Below are 23,319 nucleotides of genomic sequence, written 5' to 3'. Positions count from 1 at the left end.
CCCTCCAGCGCCGATGGTACTGCACTCGGGAGGGTGTGGGAGAGTAGGACACCGCCGGACAATCTTTCAGTTCAGGGCCACCCCACAGGGGGTGGCCCTGAACTGCGTTACGGACCAATTCGAGGCCGAAAGACGCCAGCGCGTCCGTCATGCTGAACGCCGCTCGGCGACTGTGTCAACGATCAGGCCGCGGCGGATCGTCCGGGTGTGCCGGCACAGTCATTCCGACCTGCTCGAACGGGCCGACGATCAGGTGGTACTGCTCAGGCGTGAGCTGCTCCGGCTTCCAGATCGCACGGGCCGCGCTCAGGGTCGCCACGATCGCCTCGCTGATCGCCCCGACACGGTACGCCCAGAACTGCGGGCCGCGGGCGCGCAGGTCATCCCGCACGCGCTTGTCCAGCTTGCTGAACGCCGCAGCGGACAGGTTCGGCTTCGGCTGCCGTCCGTGAGCCCGGCGCACCGCCATCCGCAACTCGTACACCCGCTCCAGGTTCTCGCTGCTCAACTGCGTCGCGACAGTGATGAACCGGTCGACCTCCGCCGTGAACGAAATTGCCATTGCGGCACCGACCTTCCTCTACAGGGCGGACAGCTCTAGAGGACGGGTGCACGGTACCTCCGCACCGCCGCGCGTCCATGCGATGGTCAGGACGGCTCGCGACCGCAGATGAAGCGCGGCTCGGCGGAGTAGCGCCAGGTGAACTTCTCCCGCTTCACGACCTTGCCGTCCTTCTTGAACACCCGGTAGGCGTCCTGGGTGAAGCCCTGGCTGCCGCCGGCCGGGATGCAGGTGGGGCCGGGCTCCAGGTAGACCGTCTTCGGCTGGGTGATGTTGCGGCGGGGGGTGTACTCGGTCTTCACGCTGTCCCAGATCTTCGTGCTCCAGATCGACACGGTGATCGAACTCGACGTGTAGGAGGTGTCGATCAGGACGCCGTGCTCCGTGTTGTTGCGGAACCTGAAGTCGAGGTCCGGCCAGAAGATGGTCGACTCGATGACCGCCGGGTACCGGCTGAACCAGTACGAGTGCGGCTTGTGCTCGACGTCCTCCAGCCCGGCGTAGTACGTCGCGTTGAACAGCGTCGTGGTGAACTGCGAGGTGCCGCCGCCGACTCCCGGGACCAGCTTGCCGTCGAGGATGACCGGAGCGTCCCGGTAGCCCTGGGCGTAGCCGCGCTCGCCGGTGTGCCCGTTGAGGGAGAACGTCTCGCCGGGCAGCACCACCGTGCCGTCCACGTCTTTCGCGATCGTGACGATGTTCTGGCTGCGCGGCGAGGAGAGCCCACCGGTGAAGTGCGTGGTGAAGGTGGAGACCCGCTCCCTGATGCCCAACCCGGCCAGCTTCGCTGCGGTCAGCTCCGGCTCCGCCGGCTTCAGCTCGCCGGTGACCTTCCGGTCGTCCGCCCTCGGCAGGACGGCGAGCAGGTCGCGGCCGAGGGCCGCGCTGTCGAGCTGCTGCCCGGGCTTGCCGTCGACGACCTTCGGCTTGCCGCCGGAGATGGTCATCCGGGCGTCCCTCGGCGGCACCTCGATCGCGGCCAGGTCGCCGCCGAGCGCGGCCCGCAGCCGCTTCACGTCGACCTGAGGCGTCAGCTTGCCGGCCTTGTCGGCCGTGAACCGCAGGCTCCGCGCGATCGCCTTCGGCGGGATCTGCACCGAGCCCTTGCCGGTCGTCAGCGTGACCGGGGCGGCGACGGCCGGCTTCGCCAACTCGGCGACCAGCCGGTCCACCTCCTCGGCGGTGGTCGCCGGGTGGGTCTCGACCAGCGGCACGGTCACCGGCTGGCCGGCGAGCCAGCCCTCCCGTACCACCTGCGCGGAGCGTTCCGGATCGAGGGCGAGGCTCGGCTTCGGGTGCACCGCCTTCGGCGTGGTGCCCTTCCAGGTGATCGCCGGCATGGTCATCTTCCGGCCCTGGGCGCCGACGACCTTCTCGAGGGCGGCGTCGAGCCGGGCGGCGTCCACGGTCACCACCGGCTGCACCGCCCGGGATCCCACGAGCCGGTCGACGGCGTGCGCGTCGGCCTCGGCCGCCGCCGCCACGGTGGCGTCGACGTCGACCGCCAGGCCGACGGTGGCCGGGTCGATCGTGGCGGTCCGCTCGCCGACGCGTACCGACAGCGGGGCGTTGAGCGCGGCGCCGCGGCGTTCGAGCTCCGTCCGCAGCTCCTGGGCGGCGTCCGCGCGGCTCCGGCCGCCCAGCTCCGCGCCGAGCACCGTCGTCCCGCGCGGCACGTCACCGGCGTACGCGTAGGCACCCGCCCCCGCCACGGAGGCCAGCACCGCCGTGGCGGCCCCGGCGGCCAGCAACAGGCGGGTCCGGCGGGACCGTGACCCGCCCGGCCGGCCCGCCGGCGCGACCGGCTCCGGCTCGTCACCGGGCCAGGTCACAGCCTTGACCTGCACGGTGGGCCGGTCGTCGGCGGGTGGAGTCTTCTCGCCGTACAGCGTCACGGTCACCTCGATCGGACGTACCACAACGGGGGAGCGCGCCTCCGCCCGGAAGACACCTACGGTAACCGGCGCCCCGGCGGGTCGGGAGTCAGCGCCCCACCCTTCGCGTCGCGGCGTGTCGCCCGGCGTGTCGGGGGACACCGGCCGGTCGTCGGGCGGGCCGGCGGGCATGGCACGGTAGGGAACATGGGAGCGGACGAGGCGGTCCTGGCGTACGGGGGCGGTTGGCTGGACCGGGCGGGGGAGCTGCGTACCGACCCGGAACGGCTCGCCGCACTGCTGGCGGACCCGGCGAGCACCCTGCTGCCGCTCTGGCGGGACCGCTGCCTGGTCGCGGGGGACGTGCCGGTGCGGCTGACCGGGGAACGGGCGGCCAAGGCGCTCACCGTCGCCGACGAGACCGTCTTCCTGGGCATGGACGAGGGCTCGGCCGTCTTCGCCGTCGACCTCTCCGGGCTGCCCGAGGCCGCCGCCGTCGAGGTGGCGGAGGCGAGCGCCGCCGTGGACGTCCGGGCGCTGGTCGGCCGGCTCGACCCGGCCGGGGCGGCCGTCCAGGCGTACGCGCGGGGGCTGCTGCACTGGCACCGGCAGCAGCGCTTCTGCGGCACGTGCGGGGCGTCGACCGTCGTCCGGGGCGGCGGACACGTCCGGTCGTGCGCGCGGGCGGACTGCGGCCGGCTCCTCTTTCCCCGGATCGAGCCGGCCGTCATCGTGCTGATCGAGGCGCCCGGCGTTCCCGACCGTTGCCTCCTGGCCCGGCACGCGGGCGCGCCCGAGGGGGCGTACTCGACGCTCGCCGGCTTCGTCGAGGTGGGCGAGAGCCTGGAGGACGCCGTCCGGCGGGAGATGGCGGAGGAGGCCGGGGTGACGGTGACCGACCTGGCGTACGTGGGCTCGCAGGCGTGGCCGTTCCCGGCCGGCCTGATGGTCGGCTTCCGGGCCACCGCCGCGTCCGAGGAGGTGCGGGTGGACGGCGAGGAGCTGCTGGAGGCGCGCTGGTTCACCCGGGACGAGCTGCGCCAGCGGGCGGCCGCCGGACGGCCGCTGGGCCGCGCCGACTCGATCGACCACCACCTGCTGCACTCCTGGCTGACGGCCGGGGCCTGACCGGGCCAGCTCCTCCAGCGCGACGTGGTCACCGCCTGTGTCTCAGCGGACGAGCACGGCGACCGGCGCGGACGGCGTGCCGGTGTCGATGCCGTCGGTGGCGGCGACCCGGAACTCGTAGCGGTGCCCGCGGACCAGCAGCACGGCGGTGAAGTCCGTCCCGCCCACCGGCACCGGGTCCGTCCGCCATTCCCCACCGGCCGTGACGTCGCGGACCTGGACGCGGTAGGCGAGGCCCGGCCCCGCCGGCCGCCAGCTCAGTCGGGCCTCGCCGTTGCCGGCCGCCGTCGCCGCCAGCCCGGCTGGCGTGGGCAGCCGAGGGACGGCCCGGACCGGCCTGCTCTGCCGCCCGGCACCGGCCTGGTTGGCCGCGGCGACCACGAACTCGTACTCGTGTCCGTTGCGCAGCTGGCGGATGGTGGCCTCGGTGCCCTGCACGGGCACCTCCTCCTCGGTGAACTCCCGCTCCCCGGCAGTGAGGTCCCGCCGGTAGACGCGGTGCCACCCGCCGGGACTGGTCGAGCGCCAGGTCAGCTCCACCTCGGCCGTGCCGACCTTCGTCACCCGCAGGTCGGTCGGCACCACCTTCGGCGCGCTGAAGGTCGCCCGGGCCCGCACCGGCGGGGAGAGCGGTCCCTCGCGGTCGCGGTCCACCGCGCTGACGGCGAACTCGTACTCGTGGCCGTGCTCAAGGTGGCGGGCGAGGTGGCTCGGCCGGCTCTCGAGTGCGGGCGACCCGAGGCGGCTCTGGCCCGCCGTCAGGTCGCGCCGGTAGACCCGGTAGGAGACGCCGGGACCGAGGTTGGCCCAGCCCAGCCGGATGTCGCCGTCCGGCTGGGCCTGTGCGGTCAGTCGGGCCGGCGCGGCCGGCGGGCTGACCGATGCGGTGGCCCGGACGGGCGTCGAGGGCGGGCTGTCCCCGCCGCCGCCGACCGCGACGACGGTGAACTCGTACGTCCGGGCGTGCCACAGCGAGCCGACGGTGGCGCTGGTGCCGGTGAACGTGCCGACGAGGGCCGGTTCCCGCTGCCCCGCCGTGACGTCGCGCCGGTAGAGCCGGAACACCTGGACGAACGGGATCGGCTCCCAGTGCACCGCGACGTCCCCGGTGCGGCCGGCCGCGGCCCGCACCCCGCTCGGCGGCGGTGGCGGCGGCACGGTGGCGGTCATCCGCGCCACCGGCGAGGGAGGACCCTCGCCCCGCCGACCGACGGCGGTCACCCGGAACTCGTACTCGTGGCCGTTGACCAGGAAGTCGGCCGAGGAGCGGGGCTCGGCGGACGGCTCGCCGATCCGCACGAAGTGGGTCTGCCCGGCGGTCACGTTCCGGCGGTGTACCACGTAGCGCAGCTCGTCATCGACCGGGACGGGACGCCACCGCAGCTCGGCGTTGCCCGCGCCCCGCGCTTCGGCCGTGAGTGCCGCCGGCGCCGGCGGCACGTCGGCCCGGTCCGGCCGGGGGCGGGGCCAGTCGACCTCGACGAAGCTCGGCCGGTAGAGGCCGGCGTCGGCGTAGGTCACGGCGTCGTCGACGTTGTTGACGTTGTAGGAGATCAGCAGCTTGCCCGGACGAGCCAGGTCGGGGTGCAGGTCGGCGTCGTAGACGAGATGCCCGGCGTCCGTCTCGGGCGCGCGGTGCAGGTAGTCCGGACCTTCGAACGGACCCGTCGGCCCACCCGCCGTGTACGCCACCACGTCGGCGCTGAACACCAGGTTGTTCTCGTGGGTCACGAGCACGTACCGGTCGCCGACCCGCTGCACCCCGTACGACGTGCCGACCCCGCTGAGGATGCGGGCGGACTTGTCCGCTGCGGGCGCCCAGCCGGTGCCCGTCCAGAACTCCCACGGGCCGTTCAGGTCGGTCCCGGCGACCCGGGCGACATGCGCGAACTTCGTCTCGCCGCTCGCCTCGGTGCCGTAGATCAGGGTGTGTCCGCCATCGCGGAGCAGGCTGGAGCCCCACGAGATGCGCTCTCCCAGCGGCAGCGGCCGGACCGCGACGGGTGTCATCCCGGGCAGTGCGAAGGTCGCCAGCGAGGTGCCCAGCAGGACGTGGTCCAGCGGGCCGTCGCCCGTCCGGCGGTAGCGGTTGACCAGCATCTGGAGGGTCTCGTCGACGACCTGGGCGTCGCCGATCCAGTAGAACTGGTCGGCGGCCGGGGGCGGTACGAGCGAGGCGGGGTCCTCGGCGGTGCCGCCGTGCACCGTCTCGCGCAGTTCGTCGCCCTGCTGCACCACGGCGGAGTTGTTGATGAACGACGCGGTGCGGGGGCGGGAACCGTCCGGGCCCACAGGGCCGAGAAACGTGTCGGAGAAGAGCCAGAGGAGCCGGCCGTCGGGGAGCCGGACCGAGGCCGTCCGGTCGGCGCCGTTCCATCGGCCGGAGGTGTCGCCGTAGCGCTCGAAGAGGGCGGTGAGCCGGTCGGCCGACATGCCGCCCTCGGCCCGTGCCCGGCCCGGTACGCCGGCCGTCAGGGTGAGCACCAGCGCGGTGGCGTACAGAACGAGCAACCAACGGGCGTGGGTGCGCACCTTCCCTGGACCGGACCCGGTCGTGGCCGTGCTGACGCTCACCAGAAACCCCCGTCTCCTGGTTATCCGTCCCGCACTGTGACATGTCCTCCCGCTTGGGTGGTAGTGGCCGTACGGGTGCGTTTCGACCTGCTGCCCCGCTCGTGGGCCAATGTCAGGAATCCGGTGGCGACGGCGGTGCCCGCCGCCGTCGCCAGGGCGGCCCCGGCGATCCCGGCGACGGTCCGCGGCACGACGGTCGCGACGGCGGCCACGAAGATCACCGTGGACGTCCACAGCGGAGCGGCGGGCCACCGGACCGACGCCGCGACCCGGGCGTTGACCAGGATGAACACGACCGCGTACAGGGCGCCGGTGGCGGCGAAGACCGGGGCGTAACGACCGGCCGCGGCGTAGTCGGGGCCGCCGGCCAGGCGGAAGGCCAGCCCGCCCGCGAGCGCCGAGCCGAGCACCAGCACCGCCCCGGCGCCGGCGACCAGGGCCAGCGCGGCGACCAGGGCCCGCCGGTCCCCCTTGGCCAGGCGGGGCAGCACGATCACGGTCACCACCTGCGGCGCCCACAGCGCCCCCTTGGTCAGCACCGTGCCGACGGCGTAGGTGCCGGAGACGTCCGGCGGCAGGAAGCGGCGGGCGAGCAGGAGGTCGGCGTAGGAGACCACCAGCATCGCCAGGGTGGCGCCGCTGGCGGTGAGCACCGTCCGGGTGGCGAGGGAGGGCACGGCCGGGTCGATGCCGGCACCCCGGTTGAGGCGCACCAGCAGGGCGAGCACCAGGACCGAGGTGAGCGCGCCGGCCAGCAGCGACCCGGTGAGCCCGCCGCCGAGCGAGAGCCCGGCCACCATGCCCCCGTAGCGGCCGGCGCCGAGCAGCGCCATGCCGCCGGCGAGCCGCAGGAAGCGCTGGTCGCCCTGCAACTCGCCGAGCCAGCGGCCGGCCGCCACGACCGCCACGGTCAGCACGCCGAGCAGCAGCACCGCCGGGGCGGTCAGTCGGAGCTGGACGGCGGCCACCGGCAGCGTCAGGGCGAGCAGGGCGGCGGTGACGAGCACCGTGAGCAGGGCCGGCCGGGCGGTGGCGGCGCGACCGTGCCGGGCCCGGTGCACGGCGACCGCGATCTGGAGCCCGGTGCTGGCCACGCCACCGATCGCACCCAGCGCCAGGAGCGTGGCGAGCGCGCTCAGCTCCGCCGGATCGAGGTGCCGCGCACCGAGGACGGGCACCACGTAGGCCAGCCCGTTGACGAACACGCCGGCGAGCGTCACTGCGATGCCGGCGGTGCCGAGCCCGGTCGCCCGGCCGGGCTTTTCCGAATCCGTACCCATCAACCGTCCCGTGTCGCCGGCACTCCCGGCTGTGCAACGGGCGCGCGTACAGTGGCGCCACGCCGGTGCCACGCCCGGTCAGCGTAATGAGGAGGTCAACCCTGCGGGAGAGGTCGATGCTCGTCGGGCTCGGGCTGGCCGTCACCCTGCTGGTGCTGGCTCCGCTGGCGGCACCCGGTTACGTGCTCAGCTACGACATGGTCTTCGTGCCGCACCAGCCGTGGCGCGCCGAACTCGTCGCCCCGTCCGACTCGCTGCCACGGGCGGTGCCGTTGGACGCCCTGGTGTCGCTGGCGAGCCAGGCGGTGCCAGGGTGGCTGGTGCAGCGGCTGGCGCTGGTCGCGGTGCTGCTGCTCGCCACCGTCGGCGCCGGGTTGCTGGTGCCGGCCCGGCACCCGGTCACCCGGCTGGTGGCCGCCGTCGGGTACGTGTGGACGCCCTACCTGGCGGAGCGGCTGCTGATCGGGCACTGGGGTCTGCTCCTGGCGTACGCGTCGCTGCCCTGGCTGGTGCTGGCGGTGATCCGGCTGCGGGCCGGTGGACGACGGGCGCTGCCGCTGCTGGTGCTGGCGGCCGCCCTCGCCGCAGTGACCCCGACGGGCGGCCTCATCGCCCTGGCGGCCACCGTCGTGCTGGTGCCGCGGCGCGGCAGGGGCCGGGTCGGCGCGATCGCGATCGCGGTGGTGCTGCTGCTGAACGCGCCCTGGCTGGTGGCTGCCGCCCTGACCAGGGCGGACGCCCGGACCGACCCCGACGGGGTGGCGGCGTTCGCGGCGCGGGCGGAGAACTGGAGCGGAGCGCTCGGAGCCCTGGCCGGCACGGGCGGGATCTGGAACGCGCAGACCACACCGGTGAGCCGGTCGTCCCCGCTGGCGCCGCTGGCCACCGCCGTCGTGTTGGCCCTGGCGGTCCTCGGCTACCGGGCGCTGCGCCACCGGTGGCCGGACGGGTTCTGCGACCGGCTGGCCGTGCTGGCTGCCGGCGGGTTCCTGCTCGCAGCCCTGGGCGTGCTGCCCGGCCTGGGCGCGTCGCTGGAGTGGCTGGTCGCCACGGTGCCGGGAGCCGGGGTGCTGCGCGACGGGCAGAAGTTCCTCGTCCCGTACGCCCTGCTGGTGGCCGTGGGGTTCGCGCTCGGCGCGGAACGGCTGGCCGGAGCGGCTGGCCGGGTCGGACGGGCCGGCGCGGGCGCGGTGCTGGCCGGGGCGCTGGCACTGCCGGTGGTGGTCCTGCCGGACCTGGCGTTCGGCGCGGCCGGCCGGCTGCGGCCGGTGGCCTATCCGGCGGACTGGGACGCCGTCGCCGCCCGCCTCGACGGCCAGCCGGGCGAGGTGCTCTCGTTGCCGCTGGGCTCCTACCGGGCGTATCCCTGGAACGGCGGCCGGACGGCGCTCGACCCGCTGCCCCGCTACGTCGACGCCGAGGTCCTCGTCGACGACACGCTCTGGGTGGGCACGAGCGAGGTGAGCGGGGAGAACCGGCGCGTCGCGCACGTGCGGCGGGTGCTCGACTCCGGTGCCCCGGTGCGGGCCACCGGGGTGCGCTGGGTGGTGGTGCAACGGGTGGCCGGCGGGCAGCGGACGGACCCGGCGACGCTGGTCGGGCTCCGCGAGGTGTACGCCGGCGAGGACCTGACCCTGTACGAGAACCCGACCACGTGGGGCCCCGGTGCGCGGTGAGCTGCCGAGGGTTCCCGCCGCCAGGCCGGAATCGATCGTCCTCGCGGCCCTCCCCACCGACGCTACTTGGTGGTAACGTCCCGCGCACGCAGCTCACGAGGAGGAAGTCAGCACCATGCGCAGTGCTCTCTCGTTGGTTCTCGCCGGAGTGATCGCGGTCGCTCTCGGCGTCTTCGGGTCGGTGGCGCTGGCCACCACCCTCACCGGCACCTCGTCGTCCGAGGCCGCCAAGGCCGAGCAGGCCGCGCGGACCAGCTCGGACGGCGGTGGCGGCGGCGCCAACAAGCCGCTGGTCTACGGCACGAGGTAGGACGGCTCCACCGGTTCCATCTGCTCCGCCGGCACCACGCTCCGAACGTTCGCGGCCCTCGTCACGAGGGCCGCGAATTTTTCGCCCGAGATCGGCCAGGTGAAGCGGGCCGCGTGCGCCCGCGCCGCCGTGCCCATCGCGGTGCGCCGAGCGTCGTCGGTCAGCAGCAGCCGCACCTTGGCGACGAAGTCGTCGGCACCGTCGGCGAGCAGGCCGGTCTCGCCGTCGACGAGCGCCTCCTCGACTCCGCCGGCACCGCGGAACGCCACCGTCGGCGTGCCGACCGCCCCGGCCTCCACGATGGTCAGCCCCCAGCCCTCCTTGAGCGAGGGGGTGAGCGCGACCCAGGCGCTGGCCAGCAGCTCCCGCTTCTCGGCGTCACTGATGAAGCCGGTGAACCGGACCCGGTCGGTGACGCCCAACTCCTCGGCGAGCTGGCGCAGCTGCGGCTCCCACCAGCCCTGGCCGGCGACCACGAGGGTGAGCCCCGGCAGCTCGCCGGTGAGCCCGGCAACCGCGTGCAGGGCCAGCTCGACCTGCTTGTGCGGCACCAGCCGGCCGAGCACCACCAGGGACGGCTGCGGGGTGCGCGGCACCGGCCCCACCGTCATGTCGGGGGTGCCGTTGTGCACGATGGCGACCCGGGACGGGTCGATGCCGAGGGTGGCCAGTTCCCGCCGGGTGGCCGCCGAGACGGTCACGTACTGGCAGCGGCGGTAGACGCGCGGGGCGAGCCAGGACTCGACCCACCAGCCGAAGCCGGCCAGCCAGCGGCCCAGCACCACCGGCCACTGCTCACGGTGCACGTGGTGCACGAGTGCGATGACCGGCCGGCGGGCGTACAGGGCGGACAGGAAGGGCAGGCCGTTGCCGACGTCCACGATCAGGTCGGGGCGACCGCCCCGGCGCCGGGTCAGCGGCCCGAGGCCCAGGGCTCCGGCCAGGTAGACGAGCGCGGCGCGCAGGTAGACGGTGTGTCGGCCGCCGCGCCGCAGCACGCGTACGCCGGCGGCGGTGATCTCCTCGGCGGGGCCGGCGGAGTGGGTGGCGCAGAGCAGGGTGGCCCGGTGGCCCCGGCGTACGAGTTCACCGGCGATCCGCTCGACGTACACCTCCGAACCGCCGCCCTCCGGGTTCCGGGTGTCGCGCCAGTTGAGGAAAAGTACGTGCCGGGTGGCGGCAGGCGGTGCTTCCACACTTACTCCTACTGCCGAGTAGTCTTCGCGTCGCGTCACACTATGGGCTTCGTCACGGCCCCCGCAATGCCCGATCGGAGGCGAAATGCAGCAGGCGCCGGCCCGCCCGGAGCTGACCGACCGACCGGACGCCACATCGAGAAGGGTGTGGCGTCTACGCTTGGTCGCGGTCTGTCTCGGTTTGTCGGCCCTGGCGTTCCTTCAGGATCCGGGCATGATCGCCATCGACACCAAGGTGGACCTGGCCGTCGATCCAGCCGGATGGCTGAGCCGCGCCCTGCACGTCTGGGACCCGGACGGAACCTTCGGCCAGCTTCAGAATCAGGCGTACGGCTACCTCTGGCCGATGGGCCCGTTCTTCCTGCTCGGCGAGGTGCTCGACATCCCGGCCTGGGTGGTGCAACGGCTCTGGTGGGCGCTGGTCATGACGGTGGCCTGCACCGGCGTGGTCCGGCTGGCCGAGCGGCTGCACATCGGCACGCCGGCCGCCCGCCTGCTCGCCGGGGTGGCCTTCGCGCTCTCCCCCAGGCTGGTCACCGAGCTGGGCCCGATCTCGGTGGAGGCATGGCCGAGCGCCCTCGCACCCTGGGTGCTGGTGCCCCTGGTGGGGCTGGCCCGAGGCGGCTCCGTACGCCGGGCGGTGACCCTGTCCGCGCTGGTCGTGGCGTGCGCCGGCGGCGTCAACGCGACGGCGGTGCTGGCCGTCGTGCCGCTCGCCGGTCTGTGGCTGGTCGGCCTGCACCCGTTCCGGCTGCGGATCCGGGCGCTCGTCGCCTGGGGGCTGGCGGTGGGCGCCGCCACCGCCTGGTGGCTGGTGCCCCTGCTGCTGCTGGGCCGGTACAGTCCGCCGTTCCTGGACTACATCGAGACGGCGCCGGTCACCACGGCCCCCACCGACATGACCACCGTGCTGCGCGGCGCCTCGCACTGGCACGCGTACCTCAACGGCGCGTACGGGCCGCCCTGGTCGGCCGGCTGGCGGCTGGCCACCGAGCAGCCGCTGGTGATCGCCACCCTGGTGGTGGCCGGCCTCGGCCTCGCCGGCCTGGCCCGGCGCGGGATGCCGCACCGGCGCTTCCTGGTCACCGGCCTGCTGGTCGGGCTGGCCCTGGTCGGGCTCGGCCACGTCGGCGCTATCGACGGGTTCGGCGCCCAGACGCAGCGGGACTTCCTCGACGCGGCCGGCGCGCCACTGCGCAACGTGCACAAGTTCGACGTGGTGCTGCGGCTGCCGCTCATCCTCGGCCTCGCCCACCTGCTGGGGCTGGTGGCGCGGGCGGCCCGCGCGGGCGACCGGCCCGACGTGAACCCGGGCCTGCCCCGACTGCTCCAGCCGGTGCGGCTGCGCGCCACGCTGGTCACCGGCACCGCCCTCGTCGCGGTCGCCGGGGTGGCCGCCCCGGCGCTGGCCGCCGGAATGCCCGCCCAGGGCAGCTTCCGGGAGGTGCCCGGCTACTGGCACCAGGCGACCTCCTGGCTGGACAGCAACCTCGGCGACGACCGGGTGCTGGTGGTGCCCGCCGCCCGTTTCCCCCGCTACCTGTGGGGCAGCCCGAGCGACGAGGTCACCCAACCTCTGTTGGAGAGCCCCTGGGCGGTACGCAGTTCGGTGCCGCTCACCCCGCCGGGCACGATCCGGCTGCTCGACGCCGTCGAGTCGGCACTGGCCAACGGCGAGGGTTCCGCCGGGCTGGCCGACCTGCTCGCCCGCTCCGGCGTGCGGTACCTGCTGCTCCGCTCCGACCTCGACTACGGGCGCTCGGGCGCCACCCAACCGGTGGTGGTCCGGCAGGCACTGCAACGCTCGCCCGGCATCCGCCCGGTGCGGGCCTTCGGACCGGAGGTCGGCGGCGGCCAACTGCCCGGCAACTTCGTCGACCACGGACTGGACGTGAAGGTCCGGGCCCTGGAGGTGTACGAGGTCGCCCAGCCGGTCAGCCCCGTCGTCGCGTACGACGTGAAGGGCCTGACCACCGTGGTGGGCGGGCCGGAGTCGTTGCTCCAGATCGCGGCGGCCGGCCGGCTCTCCGACGCCCCGACGGTGCTCGTCGGGGATCGGCCGGCAGGGCTGACCGACGGCCCGGTGGTGCTCACCGACGGGATGCGCCGACGCGAGGTCGCGTTCGGGCAGCCGCACGACAACGCCTCGGCGACCATGACTTCCGCCGACGAGGCGAGGCTCGGCGCGCCCGCCCGGGACTACCTGCCGCCGTGGGGCGAGGGCCAGGCCACCACCGTGCGCTACCTGGGCATCGGGTCGGTCACCGCGTCGAGTTCCTGGTCCGACGCGCAGCCGCTGGTCGGCGGCCGACCGGCGCACCAGCCGTACGCGGCGCTCGACGGCAGCCTCGCCACCGCTTGGCGCTCCGCGCCCGGGACGGTCACCACCGAGCAGTGGCTGGAGGTGGAGCTGACCGAGCCGCAGGTGGTCCGCGAGGTGGGCATCGTCTTCGACACCGGCGCCGACTCCCTGCCCACGAAGATCACCGTCAGCGCCGGCAACCAGCAGGCGGTGGTGGAGAACCCGGGCCAGAGCGTGCAGGTCATCGTGCCCGCCGGCTACCCGACCCGGCGGGTGCGGATCTCCATCGACGAGGTCTTCGACATCCGGGCCGGCTTCGGCGGCGTCGGCATCGCCGAGATCACCATCCCGGGCGTGCGGGCCGAGCGCACCCTGGCCGTGCCGGCGCCCCCGGCGACCGCCGCCCCGGCCTCCGTGGTGCTCACCGCCGCCGCCGGTGCCGCGCCCTGCGTCTTCGACGAGGGGCGGCCGATCTGCGACGGCGGGCTCGTCCGGGAGTCCGAGGACGGCGACCGGATCGACCGGACGCTGAGCCTGCCGGTCGCCGCCGGCTACGACGTCGCGCTGCGGGTGCGCCCACGTGCGGGCGGCGCGCTGAACGCGCTGCTCGACGGCGGTGGCGCGGCGGCCGTCGCGCGCGGGGTCACCCCGGTGGTCGCCGCCTCCAGCGTCGGCGTCTCCCACCCCGCGGCCCGGCCGGGCGCGGTGGTCGACGGCGACCCGGCGACGACCTGGTACGCCGCCAGCTCCGACCGGCAGCCGTGGCTGCGCCTGACCTGGCCGAAAGCCCGCCAGATCGCCGGGCTGAAGGTGACCCTGCCGCCCACCGCGGCGGCGGCCCGCCCGTGGCAGGCGACCGTGATCGGAGACGGCGGCATGCGCGGCGGCGTCTTCGACGAGGGCGGCAGCCTGGTCTTCGACCGGCCGCTCAAGACGGACGAGATCACCGTGCTGATCTCCGACGTGGTGCCGGCCAACACCTTCGACCCGTACCGGCGGCTGTCACAGAGCCTGCCCGTCGGCGTCGGCGAGCTGACCGTGCTGCCGGACGGACCGGTGCCCCGCAACGACCCGGAGGCGCGCGTCACGCTCCCCTGCGGCACCGGGCCCACCGTCGAGGTCGGTGCGGTACGGCGCCGGACGGCGCTGGTGGCCAGCCGGCGGGAGCTGGCGGAGTTGCGCGAGGTGGACGCGCTCCTGTGCGGCGCCGGAGCGAAGGATCCGCTGCCGCTGGCCGGCGCAGAGGTGCGGGTGGTGGCGGCGGCGAGCCGCCTGGCTACGCCCACCCGGCTCGTCCTGACGCCGCACGCCGTGGTCCCGGGGCCCACCGACGGCAGCGCGGCCGGCTCGGCGGGCGTCGCCGGCTCGGCGCAGGTCCCGGACGCCGTGCAGACTCCGGTCCGGGTGGACGGCTGGTCGGCCACCCGCCGGTCGCTGCACCTGGACGGGTACCCGGGTCAGCGGGTGCTGGCCCTGCGCGAGAACGCGAACCCCGGGTGGGAGGCCACCGCGGGCGGCGAGCGACTCACCCCGTTCGTGGTGGACGGCTGGCAGCAGGGCTGGCTGGTGCCGGCCGGGTTCTCCGGCGAGGTGCTGCTGCGGTTCGCCCCGGACGACGGGTACGTCCTGGCGCTGGGCGCCGGCGCGATCGCGCTGGGCGGGGTCGCGCTGGCCGCCCTGCTCCCGAGTCGGGGTGTGCCGGTGCCCGTGCCGGCGGCGGGGCCGCCGCGTCGACGCCGGCACCGGCTGCTCGCCCTGCTGTTCGGCGGGACTGCGCTGCTGCTGGTCGGCGGCCTGGCCGCAGTCGCGGTGGCGCTGCTGGCGGCGGCCGGCGTGGTGGCCGGCCACGCGCTGGCGCCACACCTGCACCCACCGGACCGGCGCGGGCTGCGCCGGCTGTACCGGGTGGCCGGGCGCTGGCTGCCGGTGGCCGGCTTCGGGCTGGCCGGCTGGTACGCGGTGACCCGGGGTGGGCACGCCGACGCGGCGCCTCAGTTGGCGGCGGTCGCCGCCGTGACGGTGCTCTGGTTCTCCCTCGTGCTCCCGCGCCGACGCGGCCGGGGGGCGTTCCAGCGCTGGAAGGGGCGCTCGACGGCGTAGTAGCTGATGGCGGCGAGGACCAGCCCACCGGCGACGGTGAGCAGGAAGATCTCGCCCGTGTCGCCGCTGAAGTTCGGGCGGTCGCCCACGATGTAGACCCCCTCCAGCACGAACGGGTGCCAGAGGAACAGCCCGTAGGACACCCGGCCGAGCCACCGGCCGACCGCGCCGCCGAGGACGGCCTTGGTGCGGGTGGCCGGCCCGAACGCCACCGGCAGCACCACCATCACCGCCACCAGGGCGTACAGCGCCATCTTCAGCCCGAACTCGGCGGCGGTGGGCTCGGCCAGGTCGCGGGGACCCACGATCGGCGTGGTGGCCACGGCCAGGGCGGCCAGCGCGACCGACCAGCAGGCCAGCGGTGCGGCGCCCAGGTCGTCCAGCCACCGCCAGCGGTGACCGGTGCCGGTGCGCAGCGACACGTGGACGGTCGCCAGCGCCATGCCGGCGCCGAACCAGCCGGCGTACGAGGGCAGCCACATGGTGTGCAGGCCCAGGTTGAGTAGGCCCGATCCCATCAGGGCCACCCAGCCGGCGGTGATGGCCAGCCCCGCCGCCACGATGAGGACGGTGGACCGGCCGGGCCGCCAGCGCCGCCGCATCAGCAGCACGGCGAGCAGCGGCAGCAGCAGGTAGAAGGTCGCCTCGGTGGCGAGGCTCCAGGTCTGGCTCAGGCCGTGGCGCAACTGCCGGGGTTCGTAGATCTGGGTCAGCGTCAGGTGCCGCCACCAGTCGCCGGCGGAGGCCGGCTGGTTCTGCGGCAGCACCAGCAGGCAGACCACCACGGTCAGCCAGTAGGCGGGCAGGATGCGGGTCGCGCGGCGCCACAGGTAGCGCCGGGCGGAGGGGGACCGCTGCCCGGTGGCCGACGAGTGGGCGTACGGGCGGAAGAGCAGGAAGCCGGAGAGCACGAAGAAGACGGCGACGCCCACGTCGAGGCGGGACAACCAGCTGCCCAGCCCCGAGTCGCCGGTGTTGGCACCGGTGGCGAACCCGACGTGGTGCCCGACGACGGCCAGCGCGCCGATCACCCGTACGGCGTCCAGCGCGGGCAGTCGGCGGAGGTCGTGATCCGGAGTTGGGGCAGACATCAACCGTCCAGAGGGTCGCGTGAATATGTAACCCGGGAGTAACCTGCGGCCAAGTTTAGGGACAGGACCGCTCGCCGGACACCGGCTGACTGTCTTTGTTAGGAGGATCAGTGAAGGCTCGTCTGGGCGCCGTGCTGTTCGGGATAGGCGTCTTGTGTCTCGTGCTCGCCGCGGGAGCGGCGTTCTTCGTGGCACCGACGGTGACGAAACTGCCGTACGACCTCAAGTTGTGCAACGCGGAGGGCAAGCCCGAGGGCTGCCTGAAGCCGAGCGTCGCGGTGGCGGAGAACGCCAAGTTCCTGCAGCTCAAGAAGGACGCCCCGCCGACCGTGCAGACCGGCAGGCTGGAGTCCACCACCGAGGTGGCGCCGCAGGCCGGGAGCACCGAGGCGGAGATGACCGGCGACCTGGAGGGCAAGTCGGTCGTCTGGGGCGCGTACGGCACGGTGAAGTGGGTCCAGACCGGCGAGGTGATCAGCCAGTACTCCGCGGAGTTGGCCCTGGACCGGAAGACCGCCGCGGCGGTCGACTGGGACAAGCAGTTCCTCCAGGCCGACGGCCCGGAGGGGCCGAGCGAGGTCACCTTCGGTGGTCAGACCTACAAGTTCCCGTTCAACACGGAGCGCAAGGACTACGAGTACTTCGACCGTGACCTGCGCAAGGCGCTGCCGATCCGGTTCGACGGCACCGAGAAGATCAACGGCACTGAGGCGTACCGGTTCCAGCAGGTCATCGAGGAGACCGACCTGGGCATGCCGGCCGAGCGGGTGGGTGGCCTGCTCGGGGCGTTCGCGCCGGGCGCGACCAGCGGCAAGGTGATGTACAGCAACACCCGCACCATCTGGGTCGAGCCGGTCAGCGGCAACTTCGTCAAGGTGCGCGAGCAGCAGAAGAAGACGCTGGTGCCGGACCAGGGTGCGAGCACCCCGCTGCTGGACGGCGACTTCGTCTACACCGACCAGACGATCGCCAACAGCGTCGAGTCTGCCGGGAACAACCGGGACAAGCTGCTGCTGATCGGTCGGACCATTCCGCTCGTGCTGACGGTCGTCGGCGCTCTTGCGCTGATCATCGGGCTCTGGCTGGTGCTGGCCGGACGCCGGGCCACCGCCGCCGCGCGGCACCGCGCCGACGGCGACGCCGACGCTGCCACGGCGCCCGCCCCGCGGGCGTCGTCCGAGCAGGTCACCTCCGGGGCGCCCGTGCACGACGGCGAGGCCGGACGCCGGTAGCGGAGCCACCTCGGCCGGCGTCCAGGTGCGGACGTCGATCACCGGCAACCAGTTGACAGGCCGCCACCGTCGTCCCCGTTCAGGGGCGACGGTGGCGGCCTGTCGTGCAGGGGGCCTCGCCGTTACTGAACCGTAATCTGAATCGCTGCTCGTCACGGACGGTCGTGCTCGAAGGGCGACGTGCCCGGTTTGCGCGAGAATCATTGATCAATGTCCATGGAGCCAGGGGCCCGGTCGCGCTGCCTCACTACTCCGCGTGACCTTGGCTGTGGCGGCCGGCGATCCGGGCCTTGTGGCCTGCGTCTTCGCGCGGCATCATCGTCCCAGTTCCCTACTCGCCGGTAACTGTGGCAGCCCGGTGTGGGGCCGTCGCCGGTCGACCGGCGACCCGCGCGACATCCCTGAGGGGAGGAACCGTGCAGGACCGGTTCGACGACCAGGGCGGCCACCGGTGGCGGCGCTTCGCCGCGCTGCTGGTGTCCGACGGGACGACGGACCCCGTGGCGGTCTCGGGCATCCGCAGCGCCACGCTCTTCTGACCTGGATTCCGGGACCGCGGCGGTTGTGCTCCGTGGTCCCGTTCCAGCTCCGTCCCCTCTGGCCCGCCAGGAGGCGTACGTGACGACCGACGATCCGCAGCCCGTGTGGCGCGGCCGGTTCCGCGAGGCGTGGCACGGCTTCCGCCGCTGGCGGCGGGTGCGACCGTTCCGGGGCGGCCTGCTGACCGCGCTGGCCGATCTGGAGATCTTCGGTACCACTCAGATGTCGCTCGGCAGCCCCACCTTGTCCGCCGTGCCGGTGCCCGCCGAGCCAACCGGCGCCCTGCCTATCGGCACGAAGCCTGCCAATGCCATGCCGGCGGCCGAGTCGATGCAGTACGACGCCAGGCCGCGCGACCTCCGTCCGTACGTGGTGCTGCCGGTGCTGCTCGGCCTTGCCGCCGCCGTGGCGCTCGCCGCGCCCGGCCCGACGCCGGTGCGCGCCGTGGCGCCGCCGACTGCCGCCTGCCCCACCACAGTTCCCGGCCAGGGCGGAACGCAGCCGGCCCCGAGCGGCACGCCGGGCGGAACGCGACCCGCGCCGAGCGGCACGCCGGGCGCGTTGCCGGCCCCGACCGGGACGCCGGGCGCGACGCCGACCCCGACCGCCCCCGGCCCGTTCCCGTCGACGGGCGGCGGAGGCGACGCCGTCCGCGACACCCTCGACGGCATCGGTGACCTCTTCGATCGCGGCCGGCGCGACGACGAGGAGGTGGCCCGCCGGGCGACGCCATCGACCGCGCCGAGCGTCCGTCCCACGGTCACGCCGAGCGTCCGTCCCACGACCGCGCCGAGCGTCCGTCCCACGGCCACCTCGAGCGTCCGTCCAACGGTCACGTCGAGCGTCCGTCCCACAGCCTCGGCCACGGGGCGGCCGGCGGTGCCCGGCCGGGGGTGCGCCCCGGCCAGCCCGACGCCGAGCCGACCCGGGCAGGTGGCGGCGGGCAGACCACTGCCCCGGATCGCAGCCGACCCGGGACAGCCGGTGGTGGCGGCGGTCCCGTCGAAGCTCACCGGTTCGAAGGTGACCATGGACGGGCTGCGGTTCGAGGGCATCGTCGACCTGCCCACCGCCGACGGGAGCCTGAAGGCACTGAAGTTCACCATGGACCGCGCGGACACCGACGATTTCCTGCTCCGTGCGCCCGCGCCGGCCGGCCGGACGATGCGGTTCGCCACGGACCGGCTGACGGTGCAGGGGGACGTCGCGTTCTACGCCACCCGGTTCGTCGGGCGGCTGCTCGGCGTCAAGATCACGCTGACCCCGGGCCTGCCGTTCCCCGACGGCCTGCCGATCACGTCACCCGTTCCGATCACCTTCACCGAGCCGGCCATGGAACTGGCGTTCGTCAGCAGCGACACGCTGACCGCCACGCCGGCGTTGAAGCTGACCCTCTCCTGACCTCACTCCACCACCACCGACGGTGCGGGGCCGGTGTCCGCCGGCCCCGCACCGCCGACCTCAGATGCGGGCGAGCGCCTTGCGCAGCGGGTCGAGCCCCAGCGAGCCGAGGTCGAGCGCCTGCCGGTGGAACTCCTTGAGGTCGAAGTCGGCGCCCTTGCGGGCCTTCGCCTCGTCACGGGCCTGGAGCCAGATCCGCTCGCCCACCTTGTAGGAGGGGGCCTGCCCCGGCCAGCCCAGGTAGCGGTTCAGCTCGAAACGCAGGTTCTCCTCCGGCACCCGGCAGTGCGCCCGCATGAACTCCCAGCCCAGCTCCGGCGTCCAGCGCTCGCCGGGGTGGAAGCCGAACGGGTTGTCCTTCGGGATCTCCAACTCCAGGTGCATGCCGATGTCGACGATCACCCGGGCGGCCCGGAACGCCTGCCCGTCGAGCATGCCGAGCTTGTCGCCCGGGTCCTCCAGGTAACCCAGCTCGTCCATCAGCCGCTCCGCGTAGAGCGCCCAGCCCTCGCCGTGCCCGGAGACCCAGCAGAGCAGGCGCTGCCAGCGGTTGAGCAGCTCGGCCCGGACGGCCGTCTGCGCGACCTGGAGGTGGTGACCCGGCACGCCCTCGTGGAAGACGGTGGTCACCTCGCGCCAGGTGGAGAAGTCGGTGACGCCCTGCGGCACCGCCCACCACATCCGCCCAGGGCGGGAGAAGTCCTCGCTCGGGCCGGTGTAGTAGATCGCGCCGTCGCTGGTCGGGGCGAGGCAGCACTCGATGCGGCGTACCTGCTCCGGGATGTCGAAGTGGGTGCCGTGCAGGTCGCCGATGGCCTTGTCGGCGAGCGCCTGCATCCAGTCCCGGAACGCCTCCTTGCCCCGGATCGTCCGGGCCGGGTCGGCGTCCAGCGCCTCGACCGCCTCGTCGATGGTGGCGCCGGGGCCGACGATCCGGCCGGCCACCGCGCGCATGTCGGCCTCCAGCCGGGCCAGTTCCTCGAACCCCCAGGCGTACGTCTCGTCGAGGTCGACCCTGGCGCCGAGGAAGTACTGCGAGGCCAGCTCGTAGCGCTCGCGACCCGCGGCCTGCTTCTCCCGGCCGAGCGGAGCCATCTCGGTGCGGAGGAACTGGCCGAACTCGGCCGTCGCCGCGGTGGCCGCCGCCGCGCCCCGACGCAGCTCGGCGCCGAGGGTGCCGTCGGCGCCCAGCCGCTCGACCAGCCCGTGGAAGAAGTTGTCGCCGTCCGGGTCGACCCAGATGTCGCACTGCTTGGCGACCTCGACGAGCTGGACCCGGGCACTGACGTGGCCGGCGGCGGCCGCCTCGCGCAGCGTCGCCTTGTAGCCCTCCAGGGTGCTCGCGAAGCGGTTGAGCCGGGCCGCCACGTGGGCCTTGGCGTCGTCGCCCTCGGTCGGCATCAGGTCGAAGACCATGCGGACCTCGTGCAGGCCGCTGGAGATCACGTTGACCTCGCTGCTCGCCTCGCCGGCGTCGTAGCGGGCGAGGTCGAGGCCGAGCCGCTCCTGCATGGCGTCCTTGGCGGTCCGCTCCAACTCCGACTCCGGCTCGGTCACCTCCAGGTCGGTCAGCGTCCGTCGGATCAGCTCCGCGCGGGCCGTGTACCCGTCGGGCGACAGGTCGTCGAGCTGGTCGTCGTAGCCGGCAATGCCGACATAGGTGGCGCCGATCGGGCTCAGCGGCGCCCACTCGGCCACGTAGCGGTTCGCGAGGTCATCGATTCGTCCCACGCTGCGACCCTACGTGAGGGCACCGTCGAGTTGTCGAACGCGTTCTGCGTGTTCAGGGCAGCAGGTCGGCGGGATCGAAGTCGATCGGGAACGGCAGGTCGGCCGAGAGCCGCCGACCGCCGACCGCCTTGGCGACGGTGTCGTAACCGCCGAACTTGCCGAGGGTGAAGAGCTCCGCCTGGGCATGCCCCAGCCGGCGGGAGAGTTCGACCCGCAGGAAGTACGGCACCTGTCCCTCCGCGCACCGCATCGGCTTGTCGACGAAGTCCTGCCGGCGGCTGCCGGGCGAGACGAACTCCACCGCCATCGTGCAGAGGTGGGCCGGGATCCACCGGTCCTCCTCGTCGGTCTTCGGCAGCGCGTGCAGGACGGTGATGTCGGGCTGGATCCAGCGCCGCGGCGAGAAGGTCAGGTTCACCTGCCCGAACACGTAGAACCCGTGGGCCTTCGCGCCAGGCTTCAGGAGATGGGCGAGCTCGATCTCGCCGTAGCTGTTCGTGCCGACCTCGGCGGGCGTCATGACCAACCTCCCGTCGATGCACTCGTAGCGCGCATCGGGTAGCCCCGGCAACGGGAGGTACCGGTCGGCGAACTGGGTCGTCCACATGCCGTCGAGGTCGACGAGCGGGTCGAAACGCATCGGCATCGCCACGGCGTGCACCTCCTCGGGGTGGTCAACGCGTCAACAGCGTAGGCGTTTCTGTGGTGGTCGACACGGCGTGGAAGAAGTCGCGGGACTTCGTCGTACGGCTGCGGCAGAGTGTCAGGGGTGACAGTGGATTCCACTCCTGACCGCGCGGCGCTGCGGAGCTGGCTGCCCGGGTTCCTGGCGCTGGCCGCCATCTGGGGCTCCAGCTTCCTGTTCATCAAGATCGGCATCGGGGAGCTGCATCCACTACACCTCACCCTCTACCGGGTCGCCGCCGGCGCGGTGACCCTGCTGCTGGTGCTCGCCGTGCTCCGCGACCGCCTGCCCGCCGAGCCCCGGGTCTGGGCACACCTGACCGTGGCCGCCGCGTTCGGCGTCGCCGTGCCGTTCACCCTCTTCGGCTACGGCGAGCAGCGCGTCGAGTCGATGCTTGCGGGCATCTGGAACGCCACCACCCCGCTCATCGTGCTGCCGTTGGCCGTGCTGGTGTTCCGCACCGAGCGGCTCACCACGCGCCGGGCAGTCGGGATGGCGCTGGGCTTCGCCGGGGTGCTGGTGGTGCTCGGGGTCTGGCAGGGCGTGGGCGGCGCCCACTTCACCGGGCAGCTCATGTGCCTGGGCGCGGCCGCCTGCTACGGCGTCGCCATCCCGTACCAGAAGAAGTTCGTCGCGGGCAGCGCGCACTCCGGGCTCTCGCTCTCGGCGGCACAGCTCCTGGTCGCGACCGCCCAGCTCGCGGTCGTCGCGCCGTTGGTGGCCGGGGCACTGCCCGCCCCGACCGGCCTCTCGGCCGAGGTGCTCGCCAGCGTGCTCGCGCTCGGTGCGCTCGGCACCGGCCTCGCCTTCGTCATCAACCTGCGCAACATCCGGGTCGCCGGGGCGAGCACCGCCTCCACCGTGACCTACCTGGTGCCGGTGTTCGCGGTGCTGATCGGCGCCCTGGCCCTCGACGAGCGGCTCACCTGGCACCAGCCGGTGGGCGCGCTCATCGTGCTGTCCGGCGTCGCCGTCTCGCAGGGCCTGATCGGCCGCCGCCGGCCCGCACCCGCTGACCCTACCGAGCCGTCCGCGCCCGCCAGCGTGATCGAGTCGACCACGGCCGATGCCGATGCGCCTGCCGCTGTCGTCGCGCCGTCCGGCGTCGCCGCGCAGGCCGCGCCGTCCGTGCCGGCTGCCCGCCGCTGAGCGCTCCCGCCCGTCGCCCGCCCTTCGCCCGTCGCCCGGTCGCCCTTCGCCAGGTCGCCCTTCGCCAGGCCGCCCGGCGCCGCCTGCCGCCTGCCGCCCGGCGCCGCCTGCCGCCTGCCGCCCGTCGCCCGGTCGCCCGCCCGGTCGCCCGGCTGCCGCCCTTCGCCCGGTCGTCCGGCTGCCGCCCGGTCGCCCGGCTGACGGGTGGAACACCATGGGTGTCAACGCCCGCCTTTGACACCCATGGTGTTCCACTCGTGAACGTGGCGGGACATGCCGTGGGCCGGCGACCTTCAGGAGCAGCGCGGCTCGTCGCCCCACCCGCTGCCGCTTCGCACCCGTCCAGGCGCGGTCACCGCTCCGCCGCCCGTCAGTGACGGCCGGGCCGCCTGTTCGGCCGGGCCGCCTGTGATGGCCGGCACTTGTGATGGCCGGCGCTTGTGAAGGCCGGCGCGTGTGGTGGCCGCGCCCGGCGGCCACCGGCGTCC

15 protein-coding genes and 1 pseudogene are annotated in these 23,319 nt (G+C 74.0%); 8 read left to right on the top strand and 8 right to left on the bottom strand.

Annotation, left to right across the window (positions count from 1 at the left end; genetic code table 11):
- Positions 1-175: 175 nt before the first annotated feature.
- Both ACLQ20_RS08430 and ACLQ20_RS08425 read right to left on the bottom strand, forming a co-directional pair.
- Complete coding sequence (locus tag ACLQ20_RS08430) at positions 176-562, bottom strand: hypothetical protein (RefSeq protein ID WP_425854805.1); 387 nt, start codon at positions 560-562, stop codon at positions 176-178.
- 86 nt (positions 563-648) lie between these two features.
- The gene (locus tag ACLQ20_RS08425; protein WP_425854803.1) at positions 649-2,463 is read right to left on the bottom strand and encodes a VanW family protein; all 1,815 of its coding nucleotides are present in this window, start codon (positions 2,461-2,463) and stop codon (positions 649-651) included.
- A 180-nt stretch (positions 2,464-2,643) separates the two neighbouring features.
- Between ACLQ20_RS08425 and nudC the strand changes: the two genes are divergently transcribed.
- On the top strand, positions 2,644-3,564 hold the full coding sequence (gene nudC, locus ACLQ20_RS08420; RefSeq protein ID WP_425854802.1) for an NAD(+) diphosphatase: 921 nt from the start codon (positions 2,644-2,646) through the stop codon (positions 3,562-3,564).
- A 42-nt stretch (positions 3,565-3,606) separates the two neighbouring features.
- Here the strand turns inward: nudC and ACLQ20_RS08415 are convergent, their stop codons facing one another.
- Complete coding sequence (locus ACLQ20_RS08415) at positions 3,607-6,075, bottom strand: DUF5005 domain-containing protein (RefSeq protein WP_425854801.1); 2,469 nt, start codon at positions 6,073-6,075, stop codon at positions 3,607-3,609.
- A gap of 83 nt (positions 6,076-6,158) precedes the next feature.
- Positions 6,159-7,418 carry a polysaccharide biosynthesis protein gene (locus ACLQ20_RS08410; RefSeq protein ID WP_425854800.1) on the bottom strand — a complete coding sequence of 420 codons (1,260 nt, stop codon included), beginning with the start codon at positions 7,416-7,418 and terminating at the stop codon, positions 6,159-6,161.
- Between the two features lie 86 nt (positions 7,419-7,504).
- Between ACLQ20_RS08410 and ACLQ20_RS08405 the strand changes: the two are divergent.
- Positions 7,505-9,070 (top strand): annotated as a pseudogene (locus ACLQ20_RS08405) (hypothetical protein); the annotation flags it as partial.
- 139 nt (positions 9,071-9,209) lie between these two features.
- Complete coding sequence (locus ACLQ20_RS08400) at positions 9,210-9,404, top strand: hypothetical protein (protein WP_132238409.1); 195 nt, start codon at positions 9,210-9,212, stop codon at positions 9,402-9,404.
- Here the strand turns inward: ACLQ20_RS08400 and ACLQ20_RS08395 are convergent.
- The gene (locus tag ACLQ20_RS08395; protein ID WP_151454839.1) at positions 9,389-10,600 is read right to left on the bottom strand and encodes a glycosyltransferase family 4 protein; all 1,212 of its coding nucleotides are present in this window, start codon (positions 10,598-10,600) and stop codon (positions 9,389-9,391) included. The two genes, ACLQ20_RS08400 and ACLQ20_RS08395, sit on opposite strands and share 16 nt — an antisense overlap.
- Before the next feature lie 85 nt (positions 10,601-10,685).
- On the opposite strand from ACLQ20_RS08395, the gene ACLQ20_RS08390 reads away from it, so the two are divergent.
- Positions 10,686-15,002, top strand: a complete 4,317-nt coding sequence (locus tag ACLQ20_RS08390) for an alpha-(1->3)-arabinofuranosyltransferase domain-containing protein (protein WP_425854798.1) — start codon at positions 10,686-10,688, stop codon at positions 15,000-15,002.
- Here the strand turns inward: ACLQ20_RS08390 and ACLQ20_RS08385 are convergent.
- On the bottom strand, positions 14,894-16,093 hold the full coding sequence (locus ACLQ20_RS08385; RefSeq protein WP_151454837.1) for an acyltransferase family protein: 1,200 nt from the start codon (positions 16,091-16,093) through the stop codon (positions 14,894-14,896). The genes ACLQ20_RS08390 and ACLQ20_RS08385 overlap by 109 nt on opposite strands.
- A gap of 110 nt (positions 16,094-16,203) precedes the next feature.
- On the opposite strand from ACLQ20_RS08385, the gene ACLQ20_RS08380 reads away from it, so the two are divergent.
- The 3 genes from ACLQ20_RS08380 to ACLQ20_RS08370 all read left to right on the top strand — a co-directional run bounded on the left by ACLQ20_RS08380 (position 16,204) and on the right by ACLQ20_RS08370 (position 19,266).
- Positions 16,204-17,325 carry a DUF3068 domain-containing protein gene (locus ACLQ20_RS08380; RefSeq protein WP_192581409.1) on the top strand — a complete coding sequence of 374 codons (1,122 nt, stop codon included), beginning with the start codon at positions 16,204-16,206 and terminating at the stop codon, positions 17,323-17,325.
- A gap of 416 nt (positions 17,326-17,741) precedes the next feature.
- Complete coding sequence (locus ACLQ20_RS08375; RefSeq protein ID WP_255474753.1) at positions 17,742-17,864, top strand: hypothetical protein; 123 nt, start codon at positions 17,742-17,744, stop codon at positions 17,862-17,864.
- Between the two features lie 79 nt (positions 17,865-17,943).
- Positions 17,944-19,266, top strand: coding sequence for a DUF6114 domain-containing protein (locus ACLQ20_RS08370; protein ID WP_425854796.1), 1,323 nt, complete (start codon positions 17,944-17,946; stop codon positions 19,264-19,266).
- Positions 19,267-19,326: 60 nt separating this feature from the next.
- Here the strand turns inward: ACLQ20_RS08370 and ACLQ20_RS08365 are convergent, their stop codons facing one another.
- The gene (locus ACLQ20_RS08365) at positions 19,327-20,997 is read right to left on the bottom strand and encodes a DUF885 domain-containing protein (protein WP_151454834.1); all 1,671 of its coding nucleotides are present in this window, start codon (positions 20,995-20,997) and stop codon (positions 19,327-19,329) included.
- A gap of 52 nt (positions 20,998-21,049) precedes the next feature.
- Positions 21,050-21,643: a Uma2 family endonuclease gene (locus ACLQ20_RS08360; protein WP_425854852.1), complete on the bottom strand. Its 594-nt coding sequence runs from the start codon at positions 21,641-21,643 to the stop codon at positions 21,050-21,052.
- A 123-nt stretch (positions 21,644-21,766) separates the two neighbouring features.
- Here ACLQ20_RS08360 and ACLQ20_RS08355 point away from each other — a divergent pair, with 123 nt between their 5' ends.
- A complete protein-coding gene (locus ACLQ20_RS08355) occupies positions 21,767-22,831 on the top strand; it encodes a DMT family transporter (RefSeq protein WP_425854795.1) in 1,065 nt (354 codons plus the stop codon).
- Positions 22,832-23,319 lie beyond the last annotated feature (488 nt).

It is taken from the genome of Micromonospora sp. DT46, assembly GCF_049841735.1.
GTDB lineage: Bacteria > Actinomycetota > Actinomycetes > Mycobacteriales > Micromonosporaceae > Micromonospora > Micromonospora reichwaldensis.
The sequence above is the reverse complement of the archived record's forward strand: the minus strand, read 5'-3'. Positions and strand labels throughout refer to the sequence as shown.